Here is a 13,029-nt window from a genome sequence, read left to right on the forward strand (position 1 = left end):
GACTTAAGGTCAACCGCGCTGACGTGGCCGGGCGTGGGTCAGGCCTGTCGCTCGGCATAAGTGACGAGGGTAAACGGCTTGGACTGGGAGGGTGGATGAAACTGGCTCTGGCCCATCTGGAACGCAAAGGCTTCGAGCAGTGAGGTCTGTTCCGAGGTGTCCAGCCCCAATTGCCCGGTGCGCTGGTCGATCAGCTCCAGTTGCCATGCCATCAAGGTGAAGCAGTCTTTCAGCGCGGTCAGGGCCTGGTCGTGCAGCTCCAGCTCGGTGTGGCTGAGCAGGCTGTGGATGTGCAGGGAGAATTCCGACACGGCTTCCAGTGCCAGCGCATCGGCTTTGTTCGCCAGTTTGAGCAGCGTGCTGAGCATGCAGTCGATGGCGTCCTTGTCATTGCTGATCAACTGCAAATGACTCAGGCATTCTTCTGATTTGGCCAGCAACGTTTCGGCTTCGACCAGAAACTCCGGCAAGCGCAGATGCCATTCTTTGCGATTCGGCATGCTTATCTCCACAACGTCATGTCAGGTGATGGAAGGGCACGAGTGGCGAGGGCGGTGCCAGAAGTGCACGCACGCCTGTGGCACAGGTCCACAAGGCCGCGAACCTGCAGGCAGGTCGCAGAACTTGAGCGAGGGGATGGCCACTTTCCTGCGATCGCACACAAAAGCCTGACTCCGTTCATGCAATGAGAATGGCGTCACATTAATGGCTAATGGATATTGCGAATATCAGGTTGGACCTGATTGTTGCTAGGGGAATCCCTTACGCGGGGGAACCAACGGAAAGAATTAGAGTCACGCGAGGGTTGATACAGCAGATGAAATCATATCGCCAGTAAAGCATGATGTTAATGTGACATCAATGCTCGATAATGGCATTTTTAACCGGGGTCAAGGTAAGTGGTTGATTGCCGATAACCTTCTTTAGTGAATTCATCTGAACAAGCCCAGGAGTCATTTGATGGCCGGCATTCTCGACACGGTAGACCAACGCACGCAACTGGTGGGTGAGAATCGCCTGGAAATTCTGATGTTCCGGCTCGCCGGTCGGCAATTGTTTGCGATCAACGTGTTTAAAGTGCAAGAAGTGCTGCAACTGCCCAAGTTGACCCTGATGCCCCAGCGCCATCCGTTCGTCTGCGGTGTGGTCAACCTGCGCGGTCAGACGTTGCCGGTGATCGACCTGTCGCAAGCCATCGGCATGCGTCCGCTGGTGCCGGGGCCCAACAGCACCATCATCGTCACCGAATACAACCGCTCGGTTCAGGCCTTTCTCGTCGGTGGCGTCGACCGCATCGTCAACATGAATTGGGAGGCCATCCTGCCACCGCCCACCAGTGCCGGTCGCCAGCATTACCTGACTGCCATCAGCAAGGTCGACGATCAGTTGGTGGAAATCATCGATGTGGAAAAAGTCCTGGCGGAGATCGTCCCCTACAACGCCAAAGTCTCCCGCGAAAAGCTTGAGGACCCGGTGCTCGAACGTGCCCGTGGCCGCGAAGTGCTGCTGGTGGACGACTCCAACGTCGCGCTCTCGCAACTGCGTGACACGCTGGGGCAACTGGGGGTAAAGATGCACATCGCCAGCGACGGCCTCAAGGCCTTGAAGATGCTCAAGGCCTGGGCCGACACCGGCGTGAACATGACCGACAAACTGCTGATGGTGTTTACCGACGCGGAAATGCCGGAAATGGACGGCTACCGCCTGACCACCGAAATCCGTAACGACCCGCGCCTGCGTGGTCTGTACGTGGTGTTGCACACCTCGCTGTCAGGCAGTTTCAACGATTCGATGGTGAAGAAGGTTGGCTGCGACAATTTCCTCTCTAAATTTCAGCCCGACAAGTTGGTGGACGTGGTGCGCCAGCGCCTGATGCTCGACGCTGTGCCGGCCTGAGACACGGTTTGCGTGCCGGACTTTATTCGGCGCGCCGGCTCGTATAGGGTGTCGCTTTTGCCCTTCAGGAACTGGCCATGCTGCGGCTGAGCGCGCTTTATCGATACCCGTTGAAATCCGCCAAGGGCGAAGTCCTGAATCAGGTCAGCCTGGACAAACTCGGCCTCGACGGGGATCGGCGCTGGATGTTGGTGGACGAAGCCAGTGGGCGCTTCCTGACGCAGCGCGCGGTGGCGTCGATGAGCCAGTTGTCGGCGCTGTGGAATGCCCAGGGTGGCCTCACCCTCAGCGCGCCGGGCCGGGCGCCGATCGACATCGTCTTGCCCGGCAACGAAGCGCAGTTGCGCGGCGTGACCATCTGGCGCGACACCTTGCGCGTGCCTGATGCCGGCGATGCCGCCAGTGCCTGGGTCAGTTCGTTTATCGGTAAGCCGACGCGACTGGTGCACGTGCCGCTGGAGCGCGCCCGCAGCACCCAGGCCGGTTACGGCAAGGATGATGACCAAGTGGCGTTCGCCGATGGTTTCCCGCTGCTGCTGATCGGCCAGGCCTCGGTCGAAGATCTGTCGCAACGGGTCGGTCGACCGCTGGAAATGCTGCGGTTTCGTCCCAACCTGGTGGTCGAGGGCAGCGAGGCTTATGCCGAGGATGGCTGGAAGCGCATCCGCATTGGCGACGTCGAGTTCCGTGTGGTCAAGCCGTGCTCGCGCTGCATCCTGACCACCATTGACCCGCAAACCGGCGAGCGCAGTGCCGATCGCGAACCGCTGGCCACCCTGCAGGGCTACCGCGCCCAGGAGAACGGCGCAATGTTCGGCCAGAACCTGGTCAATGACGGCAATGGCCGCCTCGAAGTAGGCATGCCGATCACCGTCCTCGAATAAACCACAAGGCCTGAACGAAAAATGCCCGTCTCTGCTGGAGACGGGCATTGTTCATGGCGCTGGAAAACCCGGATCAGCCGCGGTATTCGCACAGGTAAGCGGTGTCGACCGCGACCTTCAACTGGAACTTGCTGTTGGCTGGCACGTTGAATTGGCTGCCGGCGGCGAAAGTTTCCCAATCGGTGCTGTCAGGCAGCTTAACGGTCAGTGCGCCGGTGACGACGTGCATGATTTCCCGCTGGCTGGTGCCGAATTCGTATTCACCCGGCGCCATGACGCCGATGGTCGCCGGACCTTCAGCGGTGCCGAACGCGATCGACTTGACGGTGCCATCGAAGTACTCGTTGACTTTGAACATGGGCGATTCCTCGAAAAGGGCTGAAAAAGGCCGGCCAGTATGCACAAGCCCCTGGGTGACGTCACCTGTCGGCGGGCGGGAGAATCAGCGGCAACAACCGTGCGGTATTGCGCGCATCTTCCAGCGCCCGGTGCTGCTGGCCGCTGAACTGCATGCCGGCCAACTGCAGCGCGCTGTTGAGGCCCAGCGGCCTTTCCAGGCGCCGTGCCTTGGCAAAGCGCTGCTTGAGGTTGATGTGCGGCACGCGGCTGAGGCCGCTGTCGAGGTTGAGCGTTTGCCATTCCTGCAGCAACTGTTTGCGGTCGTAATCGCCCCAACTGACCCAACCTTGCAAGTCCGGTTGGTGCGGGGCAAGCCAGCGTTCGAACGTGCTCCAAACGTCCGGCAGCAGTTGCGCGCTGTCGACATTGGCCTGGGTGATGTGCGTCAGTTCCCGACAAAACAGGGTCAGCAGCGGCCGTCGCGTCGGTTGCACGAAGCACTGGAAATGATCCTGCTCGCGACCGTTGCGGTCCACCAGGGTGGCGCCAATTTCGATGATCTCCATTTCAGTCACCGGCCAGCCACCCTCATCGGTGGTGGCTTCCAGATCAATAACCAGCCAGTGCGGCATTGCGGTGTTCCTGGTATCTGCGTCGAGTTGGTTTGAGCGTAGCCAAACCCGGCGGTTCCGCCCAGGCGCTTATTCCACTTCCAACAAAATCTGACGATTCTTGACCTGATCGCCCACCTGCACCTGCAAACGCTTGAGTACCCCATCGATGCCAGCCTTGAGCGGGTGCTCCATTTTCATCGCTTCCAGCACCACCAGCAGTTGCCCCTTGCTGACCGCGCTGCCCTCGCTGACCAACACGTCGACGATCGCCCCGTCCATCGGTGCTTTCAGCGTGCCGGAGCGAGCGCTGGCCTGTGCGTCGACGACAGGCGCCTGGGTGCGATCCTCGAAGCGCAGACCGCCGGGCCCGGTGCACAACCACAACTGGCCGGCCGCAAGTCGATAGGCGCAGCGCTTGCGCACGCCATCGACTTCGACCCGAGCAATACGCCCATCGGCCTCCAGCACGCGAACCGCGAGCGTCTGATCGCCGGTCAGAATCTGCAACGTACCGTTCGCCAGCGCGGTCAGTGCCACCGGCCACTGCTGTTCATCCTGGCCCAGTCGATAACTCAACGGCACGCTGGCATTGTTGCGCCAACCGGCCAAGGCCTTGGGCTGAGGCACGGCGGCGGCGTGATAGAGCAGGGCGGTGGCGATCGCCAGTTCGGCGGCGGTAGGTACTTGCGGGTGCAGGCAGGCATGCTCGGTGAAATGTTCACCGATAAATCCGGTGCTGAAATCGCCAGTGATGAAATCCGGATGATCGAGCAACGCTGCGAGCAGCCGCTGATTGCCCTGCACCCCCAGCAGCACGCAATCTTCCACCGCCCGCAGCAGTTTGCGCCGAGCCTCTTCGCGGGTAGCGCCGTGGGCGATGATCTTGCCCAGCATCGGGTCGTAAAACGGGCTCACGATTTGGCCTTCGAGCAAGCCATGATCGACGCGCACGCCCTCGCCCGACGCCGCTTGCCAGCCGTGCACATGGCCGGTTTGCGGCAGAAAGCCCTGGGCCGGGTCTTCTGCGTACAAGCGCACTTCCATGGCATGGCCGTTAAGTTGAACTTGTTCCTGGCGCAACGGCAGCGGCAGCCCGGCTGCGATGTGCAGTTGCCAGGCCACCAGGTCGAGGCCGGTGATCAGTTCCGTCACCGGGTGCTCGACCTGCAACCGGGTGTTCATTTCCAGAAAGTAGAACTGACCCCGGGCGTCGAGCAAAAACTCCACGGTACCGGCGCCGACGTAATCCACCGCGCGCCCGGCCTTCAGCGCGGCTTCGCCCATGGCTTGGCGCAGCTCGGCGGTCATTACCGGGCAGGGCGCTTCTTCGATGACTTTCTGATGGCGGCGCTGGATCGAGCAATCCCGTTCGCCGAGGTAAATCAACTGGCCGTGCTGGTCGCCGAACAGCTGGATTTCCACGTGGCGCGGATTGATCAGCGCCTGTTCGAGGATCAGTTCATCGCTGCCAAAACCATTGAGCGCTTCAGAGCGCGCAGTGCGGATCTGCGCCAGCAACTGCTCGCTGCCATGCACTAGGCGCATGCCGCGTCCGCCACCGCCGGCGCTGGCCTTGATCATCAGCGGATAGCCGATGCGTTCGGCTTCGCGGCTGAGGGTTGCATCGTCCTGCTCGGTGCCCTGATAGCCGGCGATGCACGGTACACCGGCGGCGAGCATGGCAATTTTCGACAGGCGTTTGCTGCCCATCAGCTCGATGGCAGCGGGGCTCGGACCGATAAAGGTCAGGCCGGCGTCCTGGCAGGCCTGGGCGAAACCGGCGTTTTCTGAAAGGAAGCCGTAACCGGGGTGGATGGCGTCGGCGCCGCTGCGTTTGGCCGCCTCGAGGATCGCCGCGCTGTTGAGGTACGACTGCTGCACCGGCGCAGGGCCAATGTGCACTGCTTCGTCGGCCATGCGTACGTGCAGGGCGTCGGCGTCGGCGTCACTGAACACCGCCACCGTGCGGTAGCCCAAGGCCTGGGCAGTGCGCTGGATGCGGCAGGCGATTTCACCGCGGTTGGCGATCAGGATTTTGCGGATGGCGGGCATGGGGACTGTCCTTGAGGTGTTCGGTGAAAGTCAGGGCTTATTCGCGAGCAGGCTCGCTCCCACACTGGATTTCGGCGCTCACGAAGCCCTTGTGGGAGCGAGCCTGCTCGCGAAGCTTTTAGGTGGCCCACCCCGGTTTGCGTTTCTGCATGAACGCCAGGGTCCCTTCGATCCCTTCCGCGCCGGCCACCGCTTTGCTGAACAGGTTGGCGGCTTCATCGAGCAAACCTGCCGGCAGCGGCGGGGCGCTGTCGAGCAGCAGTCGTTTGGTCACGGCATTGGCTTCCGGCGCGCAACACAGCACCTGCGCCAGCACTTCGTCGAGGCGCTCGGCCAGGGCCTGGGCATCCTGCTCAACGAAATGCACCAGCCCCAGTCGCTGGGCCTCCTGGCCGTCGAAACGCGCGGCAGTCAAGGCCAGGCGGCGGGTCTGGGTCAGGCCGATGCGCTGCACCACGAACGGCGCGATTTGCGCCGGCAGCAGGCCGAGGCTGGTTTCCGGCAGGCCGAATTGCGCCTGATGGTCAGTGAGGGCGATGTCGCTGACGCAGGCCAGGCCAAACCCGCCACCGAGCACCGCGCCCTGCAACACGGTGATCACCACTTGCGGCGCATGTTGCACCGCTTCGAGCAGGGCGCCGAATGCACGGTTCAGGTCGCGGTAAGCCGAGGGGCCACGGGCGCGCGCGTTGACCATGTCCTTGAGGTCGGCGCCGGCACAGAAGTGGCCCCCGGCACCGCCCAGCACAATCGCCCGCACATGGCGGTCGCCCTGCACGGCGGCGAACACCGCGCGCAGTTCGGCGACCATCTGCAAGCTCATGGCGTTGCGGCTGTCGGAGCGATTCAGAGTGATGTGCAGCACGCCGTTGTGCAGTTCGAGCAGCAGCGTCTCGCAGGCAGGTAGGGTGTTCATTTCTTTTTCCCCGGCAGGATGCCCATCAGTTTGCAGATGATCCCCAGCATGATTTCGTCGGCGCCGCCGCCAATCGACACCAGCCGCACATCGCGGTAAGCGCGGGCCACCGGGTTGTCCCACATGAACCCCATGCCGCCCCAATATTGCAGGCAACTGTCGCTGACTTCCCGGCCAAGGCGCCCGGCCTTGAGTTTGGCCATTGACGCCAGCCGCGTGACGTCCTGGCCCTTGATGTACTGCTCGGTGGCCTGATAGACCAGCGCACGCAGGCATTCGATTTCGGTTTGCAACTCCGCCAGGCGAAAGTGGATGACCTGGTTGTCGATCAGCGGGCTGCCAAAGGTCTGGCGTTGCTTGCAGTACTCAACGGTGCTGTCGACGCAATATTCCAGGCCTTTGAGCATGTTGGCCGCGCCGAACAGCCGCTCCTCCTGGAACTGCAGCATCTGCATCATGAAGCCCGCGCCTTCGTGGCCGATGCGGTTGCGCTGCGGCACGCGCACGTCGTCGAAAAACACTTGGGCGGTTTCCGAACTGCGCATGCCGAGTTTGTCGAGGTGCGCGCTGAGGCTGATGCCCGGCGTGTTCATCGGCACCATGATCAGCGACTTGTTGATGTGCGGCTTGTCGTCCGAGGTATTGGCCAGCAGGCAGATGAAATCCGCGCTCGGCGAGTTGGTGATCCACATCTTGCTGCCATTGATCACGTAATCGTCGCCGTCCTTGCGCGCCGTGGTCTTCAGCCCGGCAACGTCGGAGCCGGCGCCGACTTCCGAGACGCCGATGCAACCGACCTGCTCGCCGCTGATGGCCGGCCGGAGGAATTCTTCGCGCAATTCATCGGAGCCGAAGCGGGCGAGGGCCGGGGTGCACATGTCGGTCTGCACCCCGATCGACATCGGAATCCCGCCGCAATGGATGGTGCCGAACTCCTCGGCGGCGACGATCGAATAGCTGTAGTCCAGACCCATGCCGCCAAACTGTTCAGGCTTGGAAATCCCCAACAAGCCAAGCTCGCCGGCCTTGCGGAAGACGTCATGGATCGGAAAGCGTCCAGCCTTTTCCCATTCGTCGACGTGCGGATTGATCTCGCTGTCGACAAATTGCCGGACGGTGCGGCGTAGGGCCTGGTGTTCCTGGGTGATGATCATTGTTGTTGTTCTCCTCAGATCAAAAACGCGCGACGCCGAAACTGTTGGCCTGCAACGGGCGGATTTCAGCCTCGTGGCAGATGCCGAGCAAATAGCCGAGCAAGGTGCGGGTATCCCGTGGGTCGATCAGGCCGTCGTCCCATAGGTTGGCGCTGCCGTATAACGCGGTGGACTGGCTGTCGAGTTTCTGCGCGGTGACCTGTTCCAGCATGTCGAGCATCTTCGGGTCGGGCACCAGGCCGTCCTTCAACTGCTTGGCTTCGGTGACGATGCGCAGCACTTTGCCGGCCTGGGCGCCGCCCATCACCGCCGTGCGGCTATTGGGCCAGGCGAAGATGAAACGCGGATCGAGGCCCCGCCCGCACATCGCATAGTTGCCCGCGCCGTAGGAACCGCCAACCACCAGCGTCAGCTTCGGCACCCGGGCATTGGCCACCGCTTGAATCATTTTCGCGCCGTGCTTGATCACGCCTTGCTGCTCGGATTCGGTGCCGACCATGAAGCCCGTGGTGTTGTGGAAAAACAGCAGCGGCGTCTGGCTCTGGTCACACAATTGAATGAATTGCGCCGCTTTGGCCGCGCCTTGCGGGGTGATCGGACCGTTGTTGCCGATCAAGCCGCAAGGCCGGCCCTGGATCTGCAAATGGCCGCAAATGGTCTGCTGGTCGAACTCGCCCTTGAACTCGAGAAAGCGCGAACCGTCGGCGATGCGCGCGACGATTTCGCGCACGTCGTAGGGCTTTTTCGGGTCATCGGGAATCAGCCCCAGCAGTTCTTCGATCGGGTGCAGCGGCTCTTCAAAAGCAGGCGCGGGGGACAGCGGCAGACGCGCATTCCACGGCAACAGGCTGACAATCTCGCGCACCAGGCGCAGGCCATCGGCGTCGTTCTCCGCCAGGTACTCGGCGGTGCCGGCGACTTGCGCGTGCATCTCGGCGCCGCCCAGTTGTTCATCCGTGGCGATTTCCCCGGTGGCGGCTTTCAGCAACGGCGGGCCCGCGAGAAACAGCTTGGCCTTGCCGCGCACCACCACCACGTAATCCGAGAGCCCCGGCTGGTAAGCACCGCCGGCAGTGGCGGAACCGTGCACCACGGTGATCTGCGGCAAGCCCATGGCCGACATCCGCGCTTGATTGGCAAAGCTGCGCGCGCCTTCGACGAAAATCTCCGCCGCGTAATTGAGGTTGGCGCCGCCGCTTTCGGCCAGGGTGATCACCGGCAGTTTGTTTTCCAGGGCGATCTGTTGCAGGCGCAGGGATTTCTTCAAACCACTAGGGGAAATGGTCCCGCCCTTGATCGCGCTGTTATTGGCTATCACCAGCACCCGTACGCCGGACACATAGCCAATCCCGGCGATCAAGCCGCCGCCAGCGGCGCTGCCGTCCTTGTCGTCGTGCAGTTTGTAGCCGGCCAGGCTCGCCAGTTCGAGGAACGGCGCTCCGGGGTCGAGCAGCAGGTTCAGGCGCTGGCGCGGCAGCAGTTGCCCGCGCTTGTCAAACTTGGCCTGGGCTTCGGCAGCTTTGTTCAGCAGGTTCTGTTCGAGCTGGCGCAGGTGCGCGATGCCGGCCAGCATCACCTCGCGGTTCTGGGCGAATTGCGCACTGTGCGGGTCGAGCTGCGATTGAATCACCGGCATGGTTTATTCCTCACCCTTGGGATCGGCAGGCTTGAGCACATCCGGCAGATAGGCCCGGTGAAAGCCATTGAACGATTCGCTGTGCGACGCCTTGTGCAGCGGCCAGGCGCGGTTGCCGAGGCTGGCGGCGCCATCGATGCGCAGGGTGCTGCCGCTGATGAAGGAAGCGGCGGGGCTCAGCAGGAAGACGATCGCCGCGCTGACCTCCGACTCGGTGCCGATGCGCTTGAGCGGCACGTGCTCGCGCAAGGTCGGGATCACCGCTTTGAACGCGCCTTCGTAGGTGTCCATGCCGCTGGAGGCGATCCAGCCCGGCGCCACCGCGTTGACCCGCACCCCGGCGTAACCCCACTCGAACGCGGCGGTCTTGGTGAAGTTGTCCATGCCCGCACGCGCCGCGCCGGAGTGGCCCATGCCGGGCATGCCGCCCCACATGTCGGCGAGCATGTTGACGATGCTGCCGCCGTGTTTGCTCATCGATTGGTTGAACACTTCCCGGGCCATCAGGAAACCGCCCACCAGGTTGGTGCGCAGCACGGTTTCGAACCCCTTTTGATTGATCGACGCCAGCGGTGCCGGGTACTGGCCGCCGGCATTGTTAACCAGGCCGTGAATTGACCCGTGGGTGCGGATCAGCTCAGTGACCAGGGCCTTGACTGCCTCTTCATCACGAATGTCGCAGGCCTGCCAACTGGCGCGGCCGCCGTCCTCATGGATTTCGGCGGCGACTTTTTGCAGCTTCTCGGCCTTGCGTCCCACCAGCACGACATGGGCGCCGAGGGCCGCCAGTTCGTGGGCGGTGCAACGGCCGATGCCACTGCCGCCGCCAGTGACGATGTGCGTCTGGCCGGCAAACAGGCCGGCTCTGAAAATCGAATCGAAGGCCACGGTGACGCTCCTTTAGTTGACCTGGTCAGCGATGCTTTGCGGCACCGGAATCTGGATCTCGAGCAACTGCTGGGCGAACGCCTTGCCCTGCGGGTCGATGCGCAGACTGGCAATGCCGCCACCGCCAAGGGCGTTCTCCAAGAGGAAATTCAAACTGTGCGTGCCGGGCAAATACCAGCGTTCGACACGGCCATGGATCGGGTCGAGCACATGGCTCATCCAGTCGACCACCACCTCGGGCGTCAGCGCTTCGGCGATCCACGGCAGGTACTCCGGCTCGCGGGCCATGACCCCGATATTGCTGTGATTGCCCTTGTCGCCGGAGCGCGCTACAGCCAGTTTGATCAGCGCGACACTGGCGTCGGCGCGGCCCTGGGGCTTGGGCAATGGGTGGACGATGGGCAGGTCCGCCGGGTCGAGTTGATCGACCTCGGGCAGGGCGCAAGGATGGCGCGCGCCGCTGAAGTCGACCTCTAAATGGCAAGCCGATTTGTCGATCAGAAACGAGAACAGGCGGATCAGCGGATACACCGTTGGCCGCCCGCCGACGATCCCGGTCAAGCCTGGCGCCATGCCGGTGGCGGCCTGGGCGATTTCCCGGGAGAACAGGATCAGCGCCTGTTTGCTCGGGTGCCGCACGGCGAGTTTGATCACCACTTCACGGCTGTCCTGGCGCTGGCCGTGGGCGCCGTAGGTGGCTTCGCTGCCGAGCAGTTCGATATTGACTTCGGTGTAGGGCGGCCAGCCCCGTTGGCTGAACATCTCCGAGGTCTTGGTGATGATCGCCTGGCTGACCCGCTGCGCCTTGGCCACCGCATCGATGCCGGCGATCAGGCAACTGGCGGTGCAGCGAAAGCCGTCGGGGTAGGTGGCGCTGACCTTGTACTGGTCGGTGGTCGGCAAACCTTTCGCGCCGTGGACCTGCACACTGTGTTTGCCTTGCTGCAGCAACTTCACCTGGCTGAAATCACAGACCACGTCGGGCAGCAGATAGCCTTGCGGGTCGCCGATTTCGTAGAGCAATTGTTCGCCGACGCTCAGCGGCGTGACCAATCCCCCCGAGCCTTCCGGTTTGCTGACGGTGAACTGGCCGTCGGGGCTCACCTCGACGATCGGGAAGCCGATGTGCTCGTAGTCCGGCACGTCGCGCCAATCGGTGAAGTTACCGCCGGTGCATTGCGCGCCGCACTCGATCAAGTGCCCGGCCAGCGCCGCTTGCGCCAGTTTGTCGTAGTCCTGCCACGACCAGCCGAACTCATGCACCAGCGCCGCGCTGACCACGGCGCTGTCGACCACGCGGCCAGTGATCACAATATCGGCGCCCAGCTTCAGCGCTTCGACAATGCCCGGTGCGCCGAGGTAGGCGTTGGTCGACACGCACATGGGCGGCAGTGGCGCGCCGTTGAACATTTCCCGCAGGCCTTGGCTGGCCAGATGCTTGAACTGCGGTTGCAGGTCGTCGCCCAGCAGCACGGCGATCTTCAGGTTGACGCCAGACTTGTCGCACGCCGCTTGCAGCGCGGCGGCACAGGCCTGCGGGTTGATGCCGCCGGCGTTGCTGATCACGCGGATCTGCTGTTCGGCCAGTTGCGGCAGCAGCGGCACGAGCACGTCGATGAAGTCCGTGGCGTAGCCGGCCTGCGGATCTTTCATCCGCGCGCCGGCCATGATCGACATCGTGATCTCGGCCAAATAGTCGAACACCAGGTAGTCCAGGCGGCCGCCGTGGACCAGTTGCGCGGCGGCGGTCGAGGTGTCGCCCCAGAACGCGCTGGCGCAACCGATGCGAATGGATTCAGGCATTGTCACCTCCGACAGAAGTGCGTCGAGACTACCAAGCAAGCGCTTGGTTTGTAAACGTCTAAACTTATCTATGGCCAAGCGCTTGCTTGGTTGTGCTGGCCGGCTTAAATTGCCCGCGCAATCACGCCGCTTTGATCCGGCGTTTGCGCCTTGATCGAACGACTGTAGGAGAGAACGGGTGGACGAGCAAAAAGCCCTTGGGGTGATGCGCGATCTGGTCGACAGCGGCCAATTGACCGACCCGGACAGCGCCCGTGGCAAATTGCTGCAAACCGCGGCTCACCTGTTCCGCAACAAAGGTTTTGAGCGCACTACCGTGCGCGACCTGGCTGGCGCGGTGGGGATTCAGTCGGGGAGCATTTTTCATCACTTCAAGAGCAAGGACGAAATCCTCCGCGCCGTGATGGAAGAAACCATTCGCTACAACACTGCGCTGATGCACGCGGCGTTGGCCGAGGCGACCAATGTGCGCGAGCGGGTGCTGGCGCTGATCCGTTGTGAGTTGCAGTCGATCATGGGTGGCAGCGGCGAGGCGATGGCGGTGCTGGTCTACGAATGGCGCTCGCTGTCCGATGAGGGCCAGGCGCAAGTGCTGGCCCTGCGCGATATTTATGAAGATCTGTGGCTGCAGGTACTGGGCGAGGCCAAGGCCGAAGGCTATATTCGCGGGGATGTGTTCGTGACCCGGCGCTTTCTCACCGGGGCGCTTTCGTGGACCACGACCTGGTTCCGTCCGGACGGCAGCATGAACCTCGATCAGTTGGCCGAAGAGGCGTTGATTCTGGTGTTGGAAGAATAACCGGCACAAAAGTGGCGAAGTGCGCGAAACCGCCTAGCTTGAATGGAT

The 13,029-nt window shown here is 62.6% G+C and carries 12 protein-coding genes; 3 read left to right on the forward strand and 9 right to left on the reverse strand.

What is annotated here, in order from left to right; all coding sequences use genetic code 11:
- Positions 1 to 38: 38 nt before the first annotated feature.
- Positions 39 to 500: a hypothetical protein gene (locus tag RG836_RS21225; protein ID WP_310849244.1), complete on the reverse strand. Its 462-nt coding sequence runs from the start codon at positions 498 to 500 to the stop codon at positions 39 to 41.
- 460 nt (positions 501 to 960) lie between these two features.
- Here RG836_RS21225 and RG836_RS21230 point away from each other — a divergent pair, with 460 nt between their 5' ends.
- Both RG836_RS21230 and RG836_RS21235 read left to right on the forward strand, forming a co-directional pair.
- Positions 961 to 1,896, forward strand: coding sequence for a chemotaxis protein CheV (locus RG836_RS21230; RefSeq protein WP_310849246.1), 936 nt, complete (start codon positions 961 to 963; stop codon positions 1,894 to 1,896).
- A gap of 77 nt (positions 1,897 to 1,973) precedes the next feature.
- Positions 1,974 to 2,780 carry an MOSC domain-containing protein gene (locus RG836_RS21235; RefSeq protein ID WP_310849248.1) on the forward strand — a complete coding sequence of 269 codons (807 nt, stop codon included), beginning with the start codon at positions 1,974 to 1,976 and terminating at the stop codon, positions 2,778 to 2,780.
- Between the two features lie 73 nt (positions 2,781 to 2,853).
- Here RG836_RS21235 and ppnP read toward each other — a convergent pair whose 3' ends face one another.
- From ppnP to RG836_RS21275, 8 genes are all read right to left on the reverse strand, one after another.
- Entirely contained in the window at positions 2,854 to 3,138 is a 285-nt protein-coding gene (ppnP, locus tag RG836_RS21240) for a pyrimidine/purine nucleoside phosphorylase (RefSeq protein ID WP_010461229.1), read from the reverse strand.
- A 61-nt stretch (positions 3,139 to 3,199) separates the two neighbouring features.
- Entirely contained in the window at positions 3,200 to 3,751 is a 552-nt protein-coding gene (locus RG836_RS21245) for a 3'-5' exonuclease (RefSeq protein WP_310849253.1), read from the reverse strand.
- A gap of 69 nt (positions 3,752 to 3,820) precedes the next feature.
- Positions 3,821 to 5,785: an acetyl/propionyl/methylcrotonyl-CoA carboxylase subunit alpha gene (locus RG836_RS21250; protein WP_310849255.1), complete on the reverse strand. Its 1,965-nt coding sequence runs from the start codon at positions 5,783 to 5,785 to the stop codon at positions 3,821 to 3,823.
- 118 nt (positions 5,786 to 5,903) lie between these two features.
- Positions 5,904 to 6,701: an enoyl-CoA hydratase/isomerase family protein gene (locus RG836_RS21255; protein ID WP_310849256.1), complete on the reverse strand. Its 798-nt coding sequence runs from the start codon at positions 6,699 to 6,701 to the stop codon at positions 5,904 to 5,906.
- Positions 6,698 to 7,855: a citronellyl-CoA dehydrogenase gene (gene atuD, locus RG836_RS21260; RefSeq protein WP_310849257.1), complete on the reverse strand. Its 1,158-nt coding sequence runs from the start codon at positions 7,853 to 7,855 to the stop codon at positions 6,698 to 6,700. Before atuD ends, RG836_RS21255 begins: the two co-directional genes overlap by 4 nt.
- A 19-nt stretch (positions 7,856 to 7,874) precedes the next feature.
- On the reverse strand, positions 7,875 to 9,491 hold the full coding sequence (gene atuC / locus RG836_RS21265; protein ID WP_310849258.1) for a geranyl-CoA carboxylase subunit beta: 1,617 nt from the start codon (positions 9,489 to 9,491) through the stop codon (positions 7,875 to 7,877).
- Between the two features lie 3 nt (positions 9,492 to 9,494).
- Positions 9,495 to 10,379, reverse strand: a complete 885-nt coding sequence (locus RG836_RS21270; RefSeq protein WP_310849260.1) for an SDR family oxidoreductase — start codon at positions 10,377 to 10,379, stop codon at positions 9,495 to 9,497.
- Between the two features lie 12 nt (positions 10,380 to 10,391).
- A complete protein-coding gene (locus RG836_RS21275) occupies positions 10,392 to 12,182 on the reverse strand; it encodes an acyclic terpene utilization AtuA family protein (RefSeq protein ID WP_310849262.1) in 1,791 nt (596 codons plus the stop codon).
- 178 nt (positions 12,183 to 12,360) lie between these two features.
- Here RG836_RS21275 and RG836_RS21280 point away from each other — a divergent pair, with 178 nt between their 5' ends.
- A complete protein-coding gene (locus RG836_RS21280; RefSeq protein WP_310849263.1) occupies positions 12,361 to 12,981 on the forward strand; it encodes a TetR/AcrR family transcriptional regulator in 621 nt (206 codons plus the stop codon).
- Positions 12,982 to 13,029 lie beyond the last annotated feature (48 nt).

Origin of the sequence: Pseudomonas rhizozeae (assembly GCF_031583775.1) — a bacterium.
In the GTDB taxonomy this organism is placed as follows: domain Bacteria; phylum Pseudomonadota; class Gammaproteobacteria; order Pseudomonadales; family Pseudomonadaceae; genus Aquipseudomonas.